At 58.9% G+C, this 16,704-nt stretch carries 15 protein-coding genes; 10 read left to right on the plus strand and 5 right to left on the minus strand.

The window, feature by feature from the left end; translation table 11 throughout:
* Positions 1–9: 9 nt before the first annotated feature.
* Positions 10–447 carry a universal stress protein gene (locus POF45_RS25970; RefSeq protein ID WP_259501543.1) on the minus strand — a complete coding sequence of 146 codons (438 nt, stop codon included), beginning with the start codon at positions 445–447 and terminating at the stop codon, positions 10–12.
* Between the two features lie 104 nt (positions 448–551).
* Between POF45_RS25970 and POF45_RS25975 the strand changes: the two genes are divergently transcribed.
* The 7 genes from POF45_RS25975 (at position 552) to POF45_RS26005 (ending at position 9,010) form a co-directional block, all read left to right on the plus strand.
* Positions 552–989: a hypothetical protein gene (locus POF45_RS25975; RefSeq protein ID WP_259501545.1), complete on the plus strand. Its 438-nt coding sequence runs from the start codon at positions 552–554 to the stop codon at positions 987–989.
* A gap of 541 nt (positions 990–1,530) precedes the next feature.
* Positions 1,531–3,678 carry a fatty acid oxidation complex subunit alpha FadB gene (gene fadB / locus POF45_RS25980; protein ID WP_259501552.1) on the plus strand — a complete coding sequence of 716 codons (2,148 nt, stop codon included), beginning with the start codon at positions 1,531–1,533 and terminating at the stop codon, positions 3,676–3,678.
* A gap of 32 nt (positions 3,679–3,710) precedes the next feature.
* Positions 3,711–4,886 (plus strand): acetyl-CoA C-acyltransferase FadA, encoded by a 1,176-nt coding sequence (gene fadA / locus POF45_RS25985; RefSeq protein ID WP_282317034.1) that lies wholly within the window; start codon positions 3,711–3,713, stop codon positions 4,884–4,886.
* A gap of 99 nt (positions 4,887–4,985) precedes the next feature.
* Positions 4,986–5,222, plus strand: a complete 237-nt coding sequence (locus POF45_RS25990) for a DUF1653 domain-containing protein (protein ID WP_095165329.1) — start codon at positions 4,986–4,988, stop codon at positions 5,220–5,222.
* Positions 5,223–5,336: 114 nt separating this feature from the next.
* The gene (gene topA, locus POF45_RS25995; protein ID WP_259501568.1) at positions 5,337–7,970 is read left to right on the plus strand and encodes a type I DNA topoisomerase; all 2,634 of its coding nucleotides are present in this window, start codon (positions 5,337–5,339) and stop codon (positions 7,968–7,970) included.
* Positions 7,971–8,157: 187 nt separating this feature from the next.
* A complete protein-coding gene (locus POF45_RS26000) occupies positions 8,158–8,682 on the plus strand; it encodes a DUF6586 family protein (RefSeq protein WP_259501569.1) in 525 nt (174 codons plus the stop codon).
* Positions 8,683–8,776: 94 nt separating this feature from the next.
* Positions 8,777–9,010, plus strand: coding sequence for a hypothetical protein (locus tag POF45_RS26005; protein ID WP_259501571.1), 234 nt, complete (start codon positions 8,777–8,779; stop codon positions 9,008–9,010).
* A gap of 91 nt (positions 9,011–9,101) precedes the next feature.
* On the opposite strand, the gene sulA is transcribed toward POF45_RS26005, so the two are convergent.
* The gene (gene sulA, locus POF45_RS26010; RefSeq protein ID WP_259501573.1) at positions 9,102–9,578 is read right to left on the minus strand and encodes an SOS-induced cell division inhibitor SulA; all 477 of its coding nucleotides are present in this window, start codon (positions 9,576–9,578) and stop codon (positions 9,102–9,104) included.
* Positions 9,579–9,588: 10 nt separating this feature from the next.
* Positions 9,589–10,197 (minus strand): transcriptional repressor LexA, encoded by a 609-nt coding sequence (gene lexA, locus POF45_RS26015; protein ID WP_259501580.1) that lies wholly within the window; start codon positions 10,195–10,197, stop codon positions 9,589–9,591.
* Between the two features lie 229 nt (positions 10,198–10,426).
* Here lexA and POF45_RS26020 point away from each other — a divergent pair, with 229 nt between their 5' ends.
* From POF45_RS26020 to POF45_RS26030, 3 genes are all read left to right on the plus strand, one after another.
* Positions 10,427–11,134: a TetR/AcrR family transcriptional regulator gene (locus tag POF45_RS26020; RefSeq protein WP_259501582.1), complete on the plus strand. Its 708-nt coding sequence runs from the start codon at positions 10,427–10,429 to the stop codon at positions 11,132–11,134.
* A 158-nt stretch (positions 11,135–11,292) separates the two neighbouring features.
* On the plus strand, positions 11,293–12,303 hold the full coding sequence (gene nagZ / locus POF45_RS26025; RefSeq protein ID WP_282317036.1) for a beta-N-acetylhexosaminidase: 1,011 nt from the start codon (positions 11,293–11,295) through the stop codon (positions 12,301–12,303).
* Between the two features lie 12 nt (positions 12,304–12,315).
* Positions 12,316–13,053, plus strand: coding sequence for an S-methyl-5'-thioinosine phosphorylase (locus POF45_RS26030; protein ID WP_259501584.1), 738 nt, complete (start codon positions 12,316–12,318; stop codon positions 13,051–13,053).
* 104 nt (positions 13,054–13,157) lie between these two features.
* Here POF45_RS26030 and POF45_RS26035 read toward each other — a convergent pair whose 3' ends face one another.
* Positions 13,158–15,851 (minus strand): DEAD/DEAH box helicase, encoded by a 2,694-nt coding sequence (locus POF45_RS26035; RefSeq protein ID WP_259501586.1) that lies wholly within the window; start codon positions 15,849–15,851, stop codon positions 13,158–13,160.
* 272 nt (positions 15,852–16,123) lie between these two features.
* Positions 16,124–16,702, minus strand: coding sequence for a CsiV family protein (locus POF45_RS26040; protein ID WP_282317037.1), 579 nt, complete (start codon positions 16,700–16,702; stop codon positions 16,124–16,126).
* Positions 16,703–16,704: the final 2 nt, after the last annotated feature.

The following is a 16,704-nucleotide window of genomic DNA, read 5'->3' on the forward strand; positions in this document are numbered from 1 at the left end:
AGTGGGTTGTCAGTTTTTGATCAGGCGTACCGCCAGCACATCGCAAGGTGCACCATGCAGCACGTCGTTGGCGGTGGAGCCCAGCAAGAGCGCCAGGCCATGCCGACCATGACTGCCCACCACGATCAGGTCGCAGGTCTGTTCCTTGGCCAGGTGATGAATCTCCTGGCGCGGCTGGCCATAGGTCAGGTGGCTGTACTCCTTGGTGAGCTCCGGGTACTTGAGGATCAACCGCTCAAGACGCTCCTTGGCCTGGTCGAACTGTTGCTGCTGCAACTGGGACAGGTCCATCGGCACATCGCCACCAAAGGCCATGGCCATCGGTTCGACGATATGCACCAGTGACAATTTGGCGCCATTGCTGACCGACAGCTCGCGAGCGCGGTGGATAACAGGATCGCACTCTTCGGTTAGATCTACGGCGACCAGAATATGGTGGTAGGGCATGAGGTGCTCCTCCTGAGGATTGCAATATTGGTAAGTATGGCTGGTTTCAAGCGCATTGGTTCCAAAGTGACTCAAAGCGCTCATCAAGAATCGGGAGTACAGATATGACGGTCTGGATAGTGGTGTCAATCCTGTTGGTGGTCTTGAGTCCGCTGGCCTGGTTGCGGCCGTCCCGCCACCAGAGCGGACGCATGGCCCTGCGCATGGAGGCGCGGCGCATCGGGCTGGCCATGCAGCTGGCGCCCCAGGAATGGCCGCACTGGCTGAGCCAGGAGCCACCGAGCCCCTGCGCCCAGTACCATCGCCCGCGCCGAGGCAATCAGCCGGCGTGCTGGAGTTACTGGCAAAAGTCGCCTGGCGTCTGGGTCAACCAGTGGCAGGAAGTCTGCGAGGATCCCGTGTTGCTGATTCATTTCGAAAAGTTGCCAGACAACGTTTACAAGATCGAAGCGGACAAGCAGATGATCACCCTGTACTGGGGCGAGAAAGGCGAGGCCGAGGTTTTGCAACAGATTGATGCCACGCTCAAGGCGCTGGCATAGTTTGCTGAAATTTCGCGCCGCAATGGTGCGAAACGCCTGACAGACAGGCAATAAAAAGCCCGACATCATCATCGGGCCGGGGTTGGCCAGGCAGGCCGGTAATTCTACAAGGCGTTGATCTTGCTCCGGGTGTTCACCCAAGGCGTGTAAATTTTTCCTTCCCTGTCCGGCCAGCGTAGCTGCTTAAACAAAGGCTGCCGCTAATTAGGGCGACTTTTCTAACTATTGATTCTATGAATGGGCTCACATGCTTTGGCGTGTTGCAGGTCCTGGCGGTACGGAAGTGACCGGAAAGTCGCGTTTAAACCCGCATTTCGGGCGATTGACAATTGTCGGAAATTCCGTGAAGGTGACGTACCCAAATCAAACGGGCGTATGAATTGAGCGTTTGTATTGCAGACCGCTCCTACAGAATCCCGACTATCGCGTTGGCGGGTGTGCCGGGTGGATTGGCGTTAGCATCGACGATAAACGTCCCTGCCGCGTCATTTGCCTGCGTCCGACGTGTACTGTTCAGCTTCCATATCGTGGAGATCAGTTGATGATTTACGAAGGTAAAGCCATCACGGTTAAGGCTCTTGAAAGTGGCATCGTCGAACTGAAATTCGACCTCAAGGGTGAGTCCGTCAACAAGTTCAACCGTCTTACCCTGAACGAACTGCGTCAGGCTGTAGACACTATCAAGGCAGATGCTTCGATCAAGGGTGTGATCGTCAGCAGTGGCAAGGACGTGTTCATCGTCGGCGCCGACATCACCGAATTTGTCGAGAACTTCAAGCTGCCTGATGCAGAGCTTGTCGCTGGCAACCTCGAAGCCAACAAGATTTTCAGCGATTTCGAAGACCTCAACGTTCCAACCGTAGCCGCGATCAACGGCATCGCTTTGGGCGGCGGTCTGGAAATGTGCCTGGCGGCGGACTACCGCGTCATGTCCACCAAGGCCAAGATCGGTCTGCCGGAAGTCAAACTGGGCATCTACCCGGGCTTCGGCGGTACTGTGCGTCTGCCGCGCCTGATCGGTGCCGACAACGCCATCGAGTGGATCGCAGCCGGCAAGGAAAACCGTCCTGAAGACGCGCTGAAAGTCGGCGCCGTCGATGCGGTGGTTGCGCCTGAGAAACTGCAGGAAGCGGCGCTTGAGCTGATCAAGCGCGCCATCTCTGGCGAGTTCGACTACAAGGCCAAGCGCCAGCCGAAGCTGGAAAAGCTCAAGCTGAACGCGATCGAACAAATGATGGCTTTCGAAACCGCCAAAGGTTTTGTAGCCGGTCAGGCTGGTCCGAACTACCCGGCGCCGGTTGAAGCGATCAAGACCATCCAGAAAGCGGCGAACTTCGGTCGCGACAAGGCGCTGGAAGTCGAAGCAGCAGGTTTCGTCAAACTGGCCAAGACCTCTGCCGCGCAGAGCTTGATCGGTCTGTTCCTGAACGATCAGGAATTGAAGAAAAAGGCCAAGGCCTACGACGAGATCGCCAAGGACGTGAAGCAGGCTGCCGTATTGGGCGCCGGCATCATGGGCGGCGGTATCGCTTATCAGTCGGCCTCCAAAGGCACGCCGATCCTGATGAAGGACATCAACGAACACGGTATCGAGCAGGGTCTGGCTGAAGCCGCCAAGCTGCTGGTCGGCCGCGTTGATAAAGGTCGCATGACCCCGGCGAAAATGGCTGAAGTGCTCAACGGCATTCGTCCGACCCTGTCCTACGGCGACTTCGGTCACGTGGACCTGGTGGTTGAAGCCGTTGTCGAGAACCCGAAGGTCAAGCAGGCTGTGCTGGCTGAAGTCGAAGGTCATGTCAAAGAGGACACCATCCTCGCGTCCAACACCTCGACCATTTCCATCACCTTGCTGGCCAAGGCCCTCAAGCGTCCGGAAAACTTCGTCGGCATGCACTTCTTCAACCCGGTGCACATGATGCCGCTGGTTGAAGTGATTCGCGGCGAGAAGTCCAGTGAGCTGGCCGTTGCCACCACCGTTGCCTACGCCAAGAAAATGGGCAAGAACCCGATCGTCGTCAATGACTGCCCGGGCTTCCTGGTCAACCGCGTGCTGTTCCCGTACTTCGGTGGTTTCGCGAAATTGGTCAGCGCCGGTGTGGACTTCGTCCGTATCGACAAGATCATGGAAAAATTCGGCTGGCCAATGGGCCCGGCATACCTGATGGACGTGGTCGGCATCGACACCGGTCACCACGGTCGTGACGTGATGGCTGAAGGCTTCCCGGATCGCATGAAAGACGATCGCCGCTCGGCCATTGATGTGCTCTACGAAGCCAAGCGCCTGGGCCAGAAGAATGGCAAGGGTTTCTACGCTTACGAGGCCGACAAGCGCGGCAAGCAGAAGAAAGTGGCCGACCCTTCGGTGCTCGAACTGCTCAAGCCGATCGTTTACGAACAGCGCGAAGTCACTGATGAAGACATTATCAACTGGATGATGATCCCGCTGTGCCTGGAAACCGTGCGTTGCCTGGAAGACGGCATTGTCGAGACCGCCGCCGAAGCCGACATGGGTCTGGTCTACGGTATTGGTTTCCCTCCATTCCGTGGCGGTGCGCTGCGCTACATCGATTCGATCGGTGTTGCCGAGTTCGTTGCCCTGGCTGACCAGTACGCTGATTTGGGCGCGCTGTACCACCCGACCGCAAAACTGCGTGAAATGGCCAAGACTGGCCAACGGTTCTTCGGTTAAGCGTCCAAACACTTGAGCGAGAGTGAAATTTTATGAGCTTGAATCCAAGAGACGTCGTGATTGTCGACTTCGGTCGTACTCCGATGGGCCGCTCCAAGGGCGGCATGCACCGCAACACCCGCGCCGAAGACATGTCGGCGCACCTGATCAGCAAATTGCTGGAACGCAACGTCAAGGTTGACCCGAACGAAGTCGAAGACGTGATCTGGGGCTGCGTGAACCAGACCCTGGAGCAGGGCTGGAACATCGCGCGCATGGCGTCCCTGATGACCCAGATCCCGCACACCGCTGCCGGCCAGACCGTCAGCCGCCTGTGTGGCTCCTCGATGAGCGCGCTGCACACCGCTGCGCAAGCGATCATGACCGGTAACGGTGACGTGTTCGTGGTTGGCGGCGTCGAGCATATGGGGCACGTGAGCATGATGCACGGTGTCGATCCGAACCCGCACATGTCCCTGTACGCGGCGAAAGCCTCGGGCATGATGGGCCTGACCGCTGAAATGCTGGGCAAAATGCACGGCATCACTCGCGAACAGCAGGACGCCTTTGGCGTGCGTTCCCACCAACTCGCCCACAAGGCGACCGTGGAAGGCAAGTTCAAGGACGAAATCATCCCGATGCAGGGCTACGACGAGAACGGTTTCCTGAAACTGTTCGACTACGACGAAACCATTCGTCCGGAAACCACCCTGGAAAGCCTGGCGGCGTTGAAGCCAGCGTTTAACCCGAAGGGCGGCACCGTGACAGCCGGTACGTCGTCGCAGATCACCGACGGTGCTTCGTGCATGATCGTGATGTCGGCGCAGCGTGCACAGGACCTGGGCATTACGCCGATGGCAGTGATTCGTTCGATGGCCGTGGCGGGTGTGGATCCGGCGATCATGGGCTATGGTCCAGTACCGGCCACCCAGAAAGCACTGAAGCGTGCGGGCCTGGGCATCAACGATATCGACTTCTTCGAGCTCAACGAAGCTTTCGCCGCACAGGCCCTGCCAGTGCTGAAAGATTTGAAAGTGCTCGACAAGATGAACGAGAAGGTTAACCTGCACGGCGGCGCGATCGCCCTGGGTCACCCGTTCGGTTGCTCCGGTGCCCGTATCTCCGGCACTTTGCTGAACGTGATGAAGCAGAATGGCGGCACCTTCGGGGTAGCCACCATGTGCATTGGCCTCGGCCAAGGCATCTCCACCGTCTTCGAACGCGTCTAAGCGTCTCGTTGATGGAAGCCGGGGCCAAGTGCCCCGGTTTTTGTTTTTCTGAATTTATTTTTGTTTTTATTTTGAAAAGATTTGAGCGAGGGCCAAACCATGCCGATACAACCTGGGCTCTACCAACATTACAAAGGTCCGCAGTACCGTGTATTCAACGTTGCGCGGCATTCGGAAACTGAAGAAGAAGTGGTCTTCTACCAAGCCCTGTATGGCGATTACGGCTTTTGGGTGCGTCCCTTGAGCATGTTTCTGGAGTCGGTCGAGGTTGACGGCGAACAGGTCCCGCGCTTTGCTTTGGTGCAGGCTGAACCAAGCCTTTTTTCGAGGCCATAAGCCGAGAGCGCGCAGAACCCTGCGCTTGACCTCACCTTGTAGCCACTATATATAGCGGTGCCGCGTCAGGCGCCAATCGCCTTTCACTTCTAGAATTCAGGAATTTTCTGATCCATGGGCAAATCGCTGGTCATTGTGGAATCCCCGGCTAAGGCCAAGACCATCAACAAGTATCTGGGTAACCAATACGTGGTGAAGTCGAGTATCGGCCATATCCGAGACCTGCCCACCAGCGGTTCGGCTAGCGCCAGCAAAGAGCCAGCCGCCAAGCGCGGCAAGGCCGCCGCAGGTGAAGGTCCGGTGCTCACGCCGAAAGAGAAAGCGCGCAAGCAGCTGGTCTCGCGTATGGGTGTCGATCCCGATCATGGCTGGAAAGCCAAGTACGAGATCCTCCCGGGCAAGGAAAAGGTCATCGAAGAGCTGCGCCGGCTCGCCAAGGATGCTGACACCATCTATCTCGCAACCGACTTGGATCGCGAGGGGGAAGCCATTGCCTGGCACCTGCGCGAAGCCATCGGTGGTGACGACAGCCGCTACAAGCGCGTGGTGTTCAACGAAATCACCAAGAAGGCGATTCAGGAGGCCTTCTCCAAGCCAGGCGAGCTGGACATCGACCGTGTCAACGCCCAGCAGGCGCGTCGCTTCCTCGACCGCGTGGTGGGTTACATGGTTTCGCCGCTGCTGTGGGCGAAGATCGCCCGTGGCTTGTCGGCTGGTCGTGTGCAATCGGTTGCCGTGAAGCTGGTGGTCGAGCGTGAGCGTGAAATTCGCGCGTTCAATCCTGAAGAGTACTGGGAAGTCCACGCTGACCTCGGCACCGCCAAGGGCGCGACCGTGCGTTTCGACGTCGCTCGCGAAAAAGGCGAAGCCTTCAAGCCGCTCAACGAAACCCAGGCGATGGCTGCGCTGGAGAAGCTCAAGGCTTCCAGCTACAGCATCGTCAAGCGCGAAGACAAACCGACCAGCAGCAAACCGTCGGCACCGTTCATCACGTCCACCCTGCAACAGGCTGCGAGCAACCGCCTGGGCTTCGGCGTGAAGAAAACCATGATGATGGCCCAGCGTTTGTACGAAGCGGGTTACATCACCTATATGCGTACCGACTCCACCAACCTCTCGGCCGATGCCGTGACGATGGCGCGCACTTATATTGAGGGCGAGTTCGGCAAGCAGTACCTGCCGGAAAACCCGAACGTGTACAGCAGCAAGGAAGGCGCACAAGAGGCTCACGAAGCGATTCGTCCTTCTGATGCCAATACCGAGCCAAGCAAGCTGACGGGTATGGAGCGCGACGCTGAGCGCCTCTACGAGCTGATCTGGCGCCAGTTCCTGGCCTGCCAGATGCTGCCGGCGCAATACCTGTCGACCACCGTCACTGTCGGTGCCGGTGATTTCGAGCTGCGTGCCAAGGGCCGTATCCTGAAATTCGACGGATATACCCGCGTCATGCCGCAAATCGCCAAGCCAGGCGACGACGACGTGCTGCCGGACATGGCCCAGGGCGACGCGATGAAGCTGATCAAGCTTGATCCGACCCAACACTTCACCAAGCCACCGGCCCGTTATTCGGAAGCCAGCCTGGTTAAAGAGATGGAAAAACGCGGGATTGGTCGTCCTTCGACCTACGCAGCGATCATCTCGACCATCCAGGACCGTGGCTACGTAGCGCTGCACAACCGTCGTTTCTATTCGGAAAAGATGGGCGACATCGTCACCGAGCGTCTGTCCGAGAGCTTCTCCAATCTCATGGACTACGGCTTCACCGCCGGCATGGAAGAGAACCTCGATGATGTGGCTCAAGGCGAGCGTGACTGGAAAAACGTGCTGGACGAGTTCTACGGCGACTTCAAGAAGAAACTCGAAGTAGCCGAGAGCGCGGAAAACGGCATGCGCGCCAACCAGCCGGTCATGACCGATATTCCGTGCCTGACCTGCGGCCGGCCGATGCAGATTCGCACCGCCTCGACGGGCGTGTTCCTCGGTTGCTCGGGTTACAGCCTGCCGCCGAAAGAGCGCTGCAAGGCGACCGTGAACCTGGTGCCGGGTGACGAAATTGCTGCGGATGACGAGGGTGAATCGGAATCCCTGGTACTGCGCGGCAAGCACCGTTGCCCGATTTGCAGCACGGCGATGGACGCTTACCTGCTGGATGAGAAGCGCAAGCTGCACATCTGCGGTAACAATCCGGATTGCTCGGGTTATGAAATCGAAGAGGGCACCTACCGCATCAAGGGCTACGAAGGTCCGAGCCTGGAGTGCGACAAGTGCGGCAGCGAGATGCAGCTCAAGACCGGCCGTTTCGGCAAGTTCTTCGGTTGCACCAACCCGACCTGCAAGAACACCCGCAAGCTGCTCAAAAGCGGTGATGCGGCGCCGCCGAAGATGGATCCGGTGAAGATGCCTGAGCTCAAATGCGAAAAGGTCAACGACACCTACATTCTGCGTGACGGTGCTTCCGGCCTGTTTTTGGCGGCCAGTCAGTTCCCGAAAAACCGCGAGACCCGTGCACCGCTGGTCATGGAAATCGTGCCGCACAAGGATGAGATCGATCCCAAGTACCACTTCCTCTGCGAAGCGCCGAAGAAAGATCCGGACGGTCTGCCAGCCGTGATCCGCTACAGCCGCAAGACCAAAGAGCAGTACGTGCAAACAGAAGTCGACGGTAAGCCGACTGGCTGGAAGGCGTACTACGACGGCGGCAAGTGGACGGTAGAAGACAAGCGCCCTGCTAAAGTGGCGAAGGCTTAACAAGCGTTAACAGTGGGGCCGGCTTCGTCGGCCAGCGGGAGCAAGCTCCCTCGCCACAATAAAAGGCCGCATGACAACCCGAGGGTTTTCATGCGGCCTTTTTGTTTTGGGCTTGCGGTGGGATCGGCTGATCCCCGACACTGTGCGGCCTATGTGAAGCAATTATTTCGTTGTGGAGACTGCCGTCATGGCCCACGAACTGTACACCCGCACCAATCAGAAGATTTATTTCGCCGGGCTGTCTCTGGAAGCGCTTGCCAGGGCCGAAGAGGGGCGGGCAATGAATTCTCTGGCGTTGATTCAGGCCGGGCGCGAATCGGCCCTGTTTCATCTCTATGGTGCATTGCTCGGGTTGTGCCATGAAATCGCCGGTTTCTACCGTTTGCCTCAGGCCAATGCGCCCCGGGCAGAGATGCTGTTGACGCGTGAAGTGCTTGAAGCCATCGCGATTCCTGAAATGGCTGAAATGGTCGAGTTGGCGCAGAACCCTGAAACCTGGCTGGCCAAGCTGTTGGCGGCCCACACCGCATTGTTCCAGCCGCCTCGTGCGCCGCATAAGCCCAAGGGCGATGTCACACAGCCGTTGATCCTGGCTGTCAACCTCGACGAGGAAGAGGCTCCTCAAGAGTTGAGCCGGGAAGAGCTGGAGAGTTGGCGTCAGAACCTCAAGGGACTGGCAATTCGTTTTCGCGAAGGTCTGAACGAGTGTTGATGGATTTTCTGTCGTAACGACTTCTGGTCAAGATCCCGAGCGAAGCCTGGCCGATGCCTATATAATCCCCGCCTTTCGTGGAGAACAGACCTATATGCCAACGTCCTTTCTAGAAATTGTCGAGTTACCAGACGGCCGAATCGAGCTGCGCAGGGCTGAGGACGAGGGTTCTCTGGTTACTTTGGATTTCTCCGAGGATGCCAAAGTGTTCCTGCAAGGCCAGCACGTGGAAGTCGCCAAGGCGATGTTGAGCGTGGGAGTGCAGATGGCAGGGCGCCTGGTTGAAGGCGACTTCGACAAGGAAGAGGGGCCGCGGATTCTTCATTGATCCCGCCCGTCGGTTTCTGCCGATACCGCTATAGATCGGCTTCTCTGTCCCTGGAGAAGCCCTGCGCTGTTCAGGCGCGTCTCGTTTACAGTTAGCCCAGACGAATATTCAGGCTTTGAGCGTCCCCGGTGCGGGCGGCGCTGATCAGCTGTTGCCTTGATGTTGTATTCAGCGGGTTGAGCCAGCTGACAACCGTGTGACTGCGGCCCAGTCGCAACGCTTCGCAGGTCAATTGCTGAGCGCTTTGCGTGCCACGCGGTTGCAGCAGCAGAATACGTTCGCGGTTCAGTCCCGCGTCTCGCAACCACGTCTGAGTAAGGCTGGCGGGCGGGGCGATCAGCGTCAGCCAGCGTGCATCCTGGTCCTGGCTCAACTCCCTGAGAATCGGCGCCAGCAGGTTCAGGCAGTTCCCGGCCGCACCACGCAATGACAGCTCGCTGAATACCTCGGGATCGGCACTCCAGGGCGACGACTCGACCACGTCTTTCAGAATCGGCGTCAGTGGCTGTGCCATAAACGCTTCGAACAACGGCAGTTGGGCTTGCTGTGAGGTATGTGGGAACTGCATAAAGCCTCCTTTAGCGGCGGATCACGCCAACGCTCAAGCCTTCGATCACCAGTTCCTGATCTTTCAGGTTGACTTCGATAGGGGCGAATTCAGGGTTTTCGGCAAGCAGCCAGACTTTGCTGCCGTCACGCTTGAAGCGCTTGACGGTGACTTCGTCGCCGATGCGCGCTACCACGATCTGGCCGTTACGGGCTTCACGGGTGGTGTGCACAGCCAGCAGGTCGCCATCGAAAATGCCGACGTCTTTCATGCTCATCCCGTGAACGCGCAGCAGGTAATCGGCGCGAGGATGGAAGAAGGTCGGATTGATGTTGCAGGACTCTTCGACATGTTGCTGGGCCAGGATCGGCGCGCCGGCCGCTACTCGACCAATGATCGGCAGCGTGGAGTCGTCGGCCTTGGCTTCGAAGCCCGGAATGCGGATGCCACGGGATGCGCCCGGTGTCATCTCGATTGCGCCCTTGCGGGCCAGTGCCTTGAGGTGTTCTTCCGCTGCATTGGGCGATTTGAAACCCAGTTCCTGAGCGATTTCCGCTCGGGTCGGCGGGTAGCCGTTGTCTTCGAGGCAGCGTTTGATGAAGGCCAGAATCTCTGCTTGGCGTGGCGTCAGCTTTAGCATATTGATCGCTCTGTCTTTTTATACAGTGACTGGGATTATATACAGTGAACTGCGCTTGGCAATGCCCCTTTTTTTGCTCGCCGCTGGACGGTCGGTCTGTCCGTTGATTGAAGCCTCGCTGTTGTATGGTTAAATATCTGACCGGCCATTCCCAAAATGAACCGGCAAGCTTGACAATGCATGGACTGAAACGTATGTTTCAAACAAGTGTTTGTCAGGCGGAGTAGCCATGGCCCAGTCGGAAACCGTTGAACGCATTCTCGATGCTGCCGAGCAATTGTTCGCGGAAAAAGGGTTTGCCGAAACCTCGTTGCGTCTGATCACCAGCAAGGCCGGTGTCAATCTGGCGGCGGTGAACTACCACTTCGGTTCCAAGAAGGCGCTGATTCAAGCGGTCTTCTCGCGGTTCCTCGGTCCTTTCTGCATCAGCCTCGATAAAGAGCTGGAGCGGCGTCAGGCCAAGCCGGAGAACAGGCCTACGCTCGAAGAGCTGCTGGAAATCCTCGTCGAGCAAGCCCTCGTGGTCCAGCCACGCAGCGGCAATGACCTCTCTATATTCATGCGGTTGCTGGGGCTGGCGTTCAGTCAGAGCCAGGGCCACTTGCGTCGCTATCTGGAAGACATGTACGGCAAGGTGTTTCGCCGCTACATGACACTGGTTAATGAAGCTGCGCCGCGTATCCCGCCGATCGAGCTGTTCTGGCGCGTGCACTTCATGCTCGGTGCTGCCGCGTTCAGCATGTCCGGGATCAAGGCCTTGCGCGCCATCGCCGAGACCGATTTCGGCGTCAACACGTCAATCGAGCAGGTGATGCGTCTGATGGTGCCGTTCCTGGCGGCTGGCATGCGCGCCGAAACCGGCGTCACCGACACGGCCATGGCCACCGCGCAATTGCGTCCGCGCAGCAAATCGGCGCCGGTTGCGGCCAAGGTTTAACCGCACACCGGTGGGCGCGGCAGCTGACATCCGTTAAGCTAGCCGCCCATGCCGACTCTCGTTTTTAACCCGATTCCAAAATATATTGCCGACCTGCCGGGCACCGCCCACGGCAGCGAATGCGTGTGCGCCGGGTTTCTCGTTCTCAAGGAATTTCTATGACTGCTGGCCTGCAAGGCTCGTTGATGGTGGACGTCGCCGGTACCTGGCTGACGGCTGAAGATCGCCAATTGTTGCGTCAGCCCGAAGTGGGCGGCCTGATCATTTTTGCCCGCAACATCGAACACCCGCGCCAGGTGCGCGAGTTGAGCGCGGCGATTCGCGCTGTCCGTCCCGATCTGTTGCTGGCAGTGGACCAGGAGGGCGGCCGGGTGCAGCGTCTGCGTCAAGGTTTCGTGCGCCTGCCGGCCATGCGCGCCATCGCTGATAATCCGAACGCTGAATATCTCGCCGAACAGTGCGGCTGGATCATGGCGACCGAAGTGCTGGCGGTTGGCCTCGACCTGAGCTTCGCCCCCGTGCTGGACCTGGATTACCAGCGCAGCGCGGTGGTTGGCACCCGTTCGTTCGAAGGTAATCCACAGCGCGCCGCATTGCTGGCGGGGGCATTCATCCGTGGCATGAACAGCGCCGGCATGGCTGCCACCGGCAAGCATTTCCCCGGTCACGGCTGGGCCGAGGCGGATTCCCACGTCGCGATCCCCAACGACGAACGCAGCCTTGACGAAATCCGTGCCAAGGACCTGGTGCCGTTCGCCCGCTTGAGCAAACAACTCGCCGCAGTGATGCCGGCCCACGTTATCTATCCGCAAGTCGACGCCCAGCCTGCCGGCTTTTCCCGTCGCTGGTTGCAGGACATCCTGCGTGGCGAGCTGCAATTCGACGGTGTTATTTTCAGTGACGATTTGTCGATGGCCGGCGCCCATGTAGTGGGTGATGCTGCCAGTCGTATCGAGGCGGCACTGAGCGCCGGTTGCGACATGGGTCTGGTGTGCAATGATCGGGCGGCTGCCGAATTGGCGCTGACGGCCGCCCAGCGTATGAAGGTCACGCCTTCGCCGCGTATCGCACGCATGCGTGGCCAGTCGTTCGCGGGCACCGAATATCGCCAGGACCCACGCTGGCTCACGGCCGTCGGTGCGCTCAAAGACGCTCAACTGATTGATTAAGGACGTTTCGTTATGACGGTTTACGCGATTATCGGTGGTACCGGGCTGACTCAGCTTGAAGGTTTGAGCATTCGTCAGTCCCTGGCAGTGGACACTCCTTATGGTCCACCTTCGGCTGAGGTGCAGATTGGCGAGTACGCAGGCAAGGAAGTGCTGTTCCTCGCTCGCCACGGCCATCCGCATCGTTTCCCGCCGCATCAGGTGAACTACCGGGCCAATCTTTGGGCGCTGAAGCAGGCCGGCGCCGAAGCCATTCTGGCGGTCAACGCCGTGGGCGGGATTCACGCCGCCATGGGCACCGGGCATTTCTGCGTACCGCATCAATTGATCGACTACACCAGTGGCCGCGAACACACCTATTTCGCCGACGACCTGGAACAGGTTACCCACATCGATTTCAGCTATCCCTACAGCGAGTCTTTGCGTCAGCAGTTGATCAAGGCGCTGGCGGCTGAAGGCGTGAGTTACAGCAGTCATGGCGTTTACGCCTGCACGCAGGGGCCGCGTCTGGAAACCGTTGCTGAGGTGGCGAAACTGGAGCGTGACGGCTGCGACATCATTGGCATGACCGGCATGCCGGAAGCGGCGCTGGCTCGCGAGCTTGCGCTGGATTACGCCTGTCTGGCGCTGGTGGTGAACCCTGCAGCGGGCAAGTCCACGGCGGTGATTACCATGGCCGAGATCGAGCAGGCGTTGCATGACGGCATGGGCAAGGTGAAGTCGACGTTGGCGCGGGTGCTTAAGGGTTGAATTAGGCTCTACACCGAGTTGACTTCATCGCGGGCAAGCCACGCTCCCACAGGATTGATGTGAACCTTGTGGGAGCGTGGCTTGCCCGCGATGGCGATCTATAATCAGCGTTTATCCAGCTTCTCCGGCAACGGCGCAAACAACGCTTCAATATCATCACTCTGCAATTTCCAGTCCCCAGCCTTGCGCCCATCCAGCACGCCTGCCGCCAAGTCGGATTTTTCCTTCTGCAGGTGCTGGATTTTCTCTTCCACCGTGCCCCTGGCAATCATCTTGTAGACGAATACCGGCTTTTCCTGGCCGATACGATAGGCCCGGTCAGTCGCCTGGTTTTCCGTCGCCGGGTTCCACCACGGGTCGTAGTGAATTACCGTATCCGCTTCAGTCAGGTTCAAGCCCACACCACCAGCTTTCAGGCTGATCAGGAAAATCTGACGCTTGCCGCTCTGGAAATCCTTCACGGGCGCGCGTCGATCACGGGTCTGTCCGGTCAGTAGCGCGTATTCGATGCCGCGTTTTTTCAATTCGTCTTCGATCAATGACAACATCGAGGTGAACTGCGAAAACAGCAGGATCCGCCGGCCTTCGTCGAACAGTTCTTCAAGCATTTCCATCAGGCTGTCGAGCTTGCCGGAGGTGCTGCCACGAGTGGGCAGGGCGGCGTCGTTGACCAGGCGCAGATCGCAGCACACCTGGCGCAGCTTCAGTAGGGCCTCAAGGATGATGATTTGACTGCGGGCCACGCCTTTGCGGGTGATTTCGTCACGGACTTTCTTGTCCATGGCCAGGCGCATGGTTTCGTACACATCGCGTTGGGCTTCATTGAGTTCAACCCAATGGATGATCTCGGTTTTAGGCGGCAGCTCGGTGGCCACCTGTTCCTTGGTCCGGCGCAGCAGAAACGGTTTGATTCGGCCGTTGAGGTGCTGGAGCCTGACTTCGCTGCCGCGTTTTTCAATCGGCACACGGTAATCACGGTTGAAGCTTTTCACATCACCGAGCCAGCCGGGCAGCAGAAAGTGAAACAGCGACCATAACTCGCCCAGGTGGTTTTCTAGCGGTGTGCCACTCAGGCACAGACGCTGGCGGGCATTCAGCTCGCGGGCGGCCTGAGCGGCCTTGCTGTTGGGGTTTTTGATGTACTGCGCTTCGTCCAGTACCAACACGTGCAACGGTTGCGCGGCCAGGCGTTCGACGTCCTTTGGCAGCAGCGCATAAGTGGTCAGGATCAGGTCGTAGTCGGCCAGGTGCTCGAAATGCTTTTTACGGCCGGCCCCATAAAGGGCCAGTACCTTGAGTTGCGGCGCAAAGTGCGCGGCTTCGTCGAGCCAGTTGGGGATCAGGCTGGTGGGCATCACCACCATGCTCGGCCGATCGAGGCGTCCGGCGTTTTTTTCACAGAGAATATGCGCCAGGGTCTGTAGGGTTTTGCCCAGGCCCATGTCATCCGCGAGAATTCCGCCGACTTCCAGTTGCCGCAACGACTGCATCCAGCTCAGGCCTTCATGTTGATAAGGCCGAAGCGTGGCGTTAAGGCCTTCGGGCGCGGCGGCGCTGAAGTCCTTGATATCGCGCAGGCGCTGGGCAAAGGTGCGGATCTGATCGCCGCCCTCCCAGAGTAGAGGCAGGCCTTCCAGTGGATTCAGGCGTGTGGCGTCGGCCTTGCTCAGGCGTAGCGTGGTTTCGCCGGGTTCTTGCAGGTAAAACTCACCAAGCGTTGCCAGCACCGGTTTGAGACGACCGAAGGGCAGGGCGACCTGCAGGGCGCCGTGTTCGCTGTTATGGCGCTGGGGGATGTTGACCAGAATCAGCTCGTCGTCCCGGCGTCGGGCGAGGCGCTCCGGGTTGAGGATTTCAGTGTGGGAGCGCATCAGGTTCAACAGGATCGGCAGCAGGCTCAGCCGTTCACCATTGACGATGATCCCCAGTTCCAGATCGAACCAGTCCCGCTCCGGCACTTGCTCGACAGTGGCGTACCAGTCGTCCACGGCAGTCAGGTCGAAGCCGAATTCCTCGTCGATCTGCAACTCCCAGCCCTGGGTGCGCAGCTTTGGCAATTCATTAAGAGTGAACGTCAGCCAGGCGCTGTCATTGACCATCTCATAGAGCTCGCCAGCACTTTCCGGCAAGGCTTTGCTTTGTCGGGTGGCGATCCTGAAACCGAGGATTCGCAGCTGTTCCCTGTAGGCCTGTTCGACTTCCGGGTGGCGTTTTATCCGCAGCGTCTGTGTCTCCTGACGAATCAGGATGTCGGAGTTTTTCTGCCCGGCAACGTATTCGTCCAGATAGCTGAACGACAGCGCCGCACGATGCTGGATGTAGCGCTGCATCTTGCCGTTGCGCGGTTCGAAGGCGCTGAACTCGACACTCGCCAGCCACAGTCGCGGCATCGGTTGCACGTTATCCACCAGGACTTGGGGTGGCGCTTTGGGGCTACGGTTTTCCAGCACGGCTTGCAGTTTTTCCAACAGTTCGGCGTCTTGTGCGGCCGCGGGGTAGGCGAGGGTTTCCTGCACTTGCAGCAGCACCGCCGCGCAATGTTTGCAGTTGCTGTGGACCGGGCAAGTGCACGAGGCGTCAACCATCAGCAAGGTGCCTTTGGCTGACTCGCGCAGGCGAATGGTCTGACGGTAGACGTTGCCGCCCGAGCCTTCGCACGCGGCGACAATCGTGGCGTCACCGACTTCAACAAACCTGACTCGATTTTCCAGTGCGTACCGGCGGCCACGCTCCAGGCTTTGTTCCTTGAATCGGCTGACCCAGGAAGGTGCCAGGGGTTTGCTCAGGGTCGGGGGCATAGGGGGCGTTCTCAATTGGTTTTCCCGTCGCGTTGTTGCCTTAAAGCGGGCCAGGCAAGGCGCAGGCCGCTGGGAATGGTTGTTCCCTTTCCAAGGCCTGCAACGCAGCCTGGCCCGCTTTAAGGCACAACCCGAAGGGCCGGGCCTGCTGTTGTGCAGGGCGGCGTTGCTCGAAGCTTATTTGGAATGACCCAACCACGCTTCTCGCGCCTTGCCCTACACAACAGCAGGCGTGGCGTGGCGTGAAAACTAATTGAGAACGCCCCCTACCATCAGTCCGGGATTTCTTCAGGGGCCGGCCGAGGCGCAGGGGCGGTCAACGAAGTGATCTTGATCAACAGGCCGAGGTGGCCGTTATCAAGAAAATTCAGTTGGCCATTTTTGGTGTGGCTTTCCTGCTTCAGGCGCTCGCTGGCGGTGACCATGCCATTGCCATCGATCTGGTTGACCCAGAAGTCGGCGTCGACGTCGGTGAAGCGTCCCAGTTTGAGGCTCAACGTGCCCTCGATCGGGAACTGCCCGTATTGTTCGGCGCCCTCGCTGACCGCGATTTTGCTCCCGGCTTCGCCGAGGTTCTGCTGCCAGGCCTTGTGCATCAGCACGGTGTAGTCGGTGCTGGCGCCGAGTTTCGCCACTTCGCCATTCAGGCTTGGGCTGCGCAGGCTGTCGGGGCTGATGCGCTGGGCGCCGGCAGCCCAGTCTTCCGGTGCAGCGCGGCTGATGATGGCCGGGACGGCGTTTTGCCGGACCAGAATCATTTCAATCTGATACAGATCGTCGGCAAATGCCGTGGGCATGACCAGCGTTGTTACCAAAATGGTCAGCAAGGTCAGTGGGCGAAACAGGCGCATGC

This window comes from Pseudomonas fungipugnans (assembly GCF_029955235.1).
Classification (GTDB): Bacteria; Pseudomonadota; Gammaproteobacteria; order Pseudomonadales; family Pseudomonadaceae; genus Aquipseudomonas; species Aquipseudomonas fungipugnans.

What these genes read in the sequence shown, in the direction of transcription:
- POF45_RS25970 (WP_259501543.1), bottom strand. Translation starts at nt 447, where the DNA reads ATGCCCTACCACCATATTCTGGTCGCCGTAGATCTAACCGAAGAGTGC.
- POF45_RS25975 (WP_259501545.1), top strand. Translation starts at nt 552, where the DNA reads ATGACGGTCTGGATAGTGGTGTCAATCCTGTTGGTGGTCTTGAGTCCG.
- fadB (WP_259501552.1), top strand. Translation starts at nt 1,531, where the DNA reads ATGATTTACGAAGGTAAAGCCATCACGGTTAAGGCTCTTGAAAGTGGC.
- fadA (WP_282317034.1), top strand. Translation starts at nt 3,711, where the DNA reads ATGAGCTTGAATCCAAGAGACGTCGTGATTGTCGACTTCGGTCGTACT.
- POF45_RS25990 (WP_095165329.1), top strand. Translation starts at nt 4,986, where the DNA reads ATGCCGATACAACCTGGGCTCTACCAACATTACAAAGGTCCGCAGTAC.
- topA (WP_259501568.1), top strand. Translation starts at nt 5,337, where the DNA reads ATGGGCAAATCGCTGGTCATTGTGGAATCCCCGGCTAAGGCCAAGACC.
- POF45_RS26000 (WP_259501569.1), top strand. Translation starts at nt 8,158, where the DNA reads ATGGCCCACGAACTGTACACCCGCACCAATCAGAAGATTTATTTCGCC.
- POF45_RS26005 (WP_259501571.1), top strand. Translation starts at nt 8,777, where the DNA reads ATGCCAACGTCCTTTCTAGAAATTGTCGAGTTACCAGACGGCCGAATC.
- sulA (WP_259501573.1), bottom strand. Translation starts at nt 9,578, where the DNA reads ATGCAGTTCCCACATACCTCACAGCAAGCCCAACTGCCGTTGTTCGAA.
- lexA (WP_259501580.1), bottom strand. Translation starts at nt 10,197, where the DNA reads ATGCTAAAGCTGACGCCACGCCAAGCAGAGATTCTGGCCTTCATCAAA.
- POF45_RS26020 (WP_259501582.1), top strand. Translation starts at nt 10,427, where the DNA reads ATGGCCCAGTCGGAAACCGTTGAACGCATTCTCGATGCTGCCGAGCAA.
- nagZ (WP_282317036.1), top strand. Translation starts at nt 11,293, where the DNA reads ATGACTGCTGGCCTGCAAGGCTCGTTGATGGTGGACGTCGCCGGTACC.
- POF45_RS26030 (WP_259501584.1), top strand. Translation starts at nt 12,316, where the DNA reads ATGACGGTTTACGCGATTATCGGTGGTACCGGGCTGACTCAGCTTGAA.
- POF45_RS26035 (WP_259501586.1), bottom strand. Translation starts at nt 15,851, where the DNA reads ATGCCCCCGACCCTGAGCAAACCCCTGGCACCTTCCTGGGTCAGCCGA.
- POF45_RS26040 (WP_282317037.1), bottom strand. Translation starts at nt 16,702, where the DNA reads ATGCGCCTGTTTCGCCCACTGACCTTGCTGACCATTTTGGTAACAACG.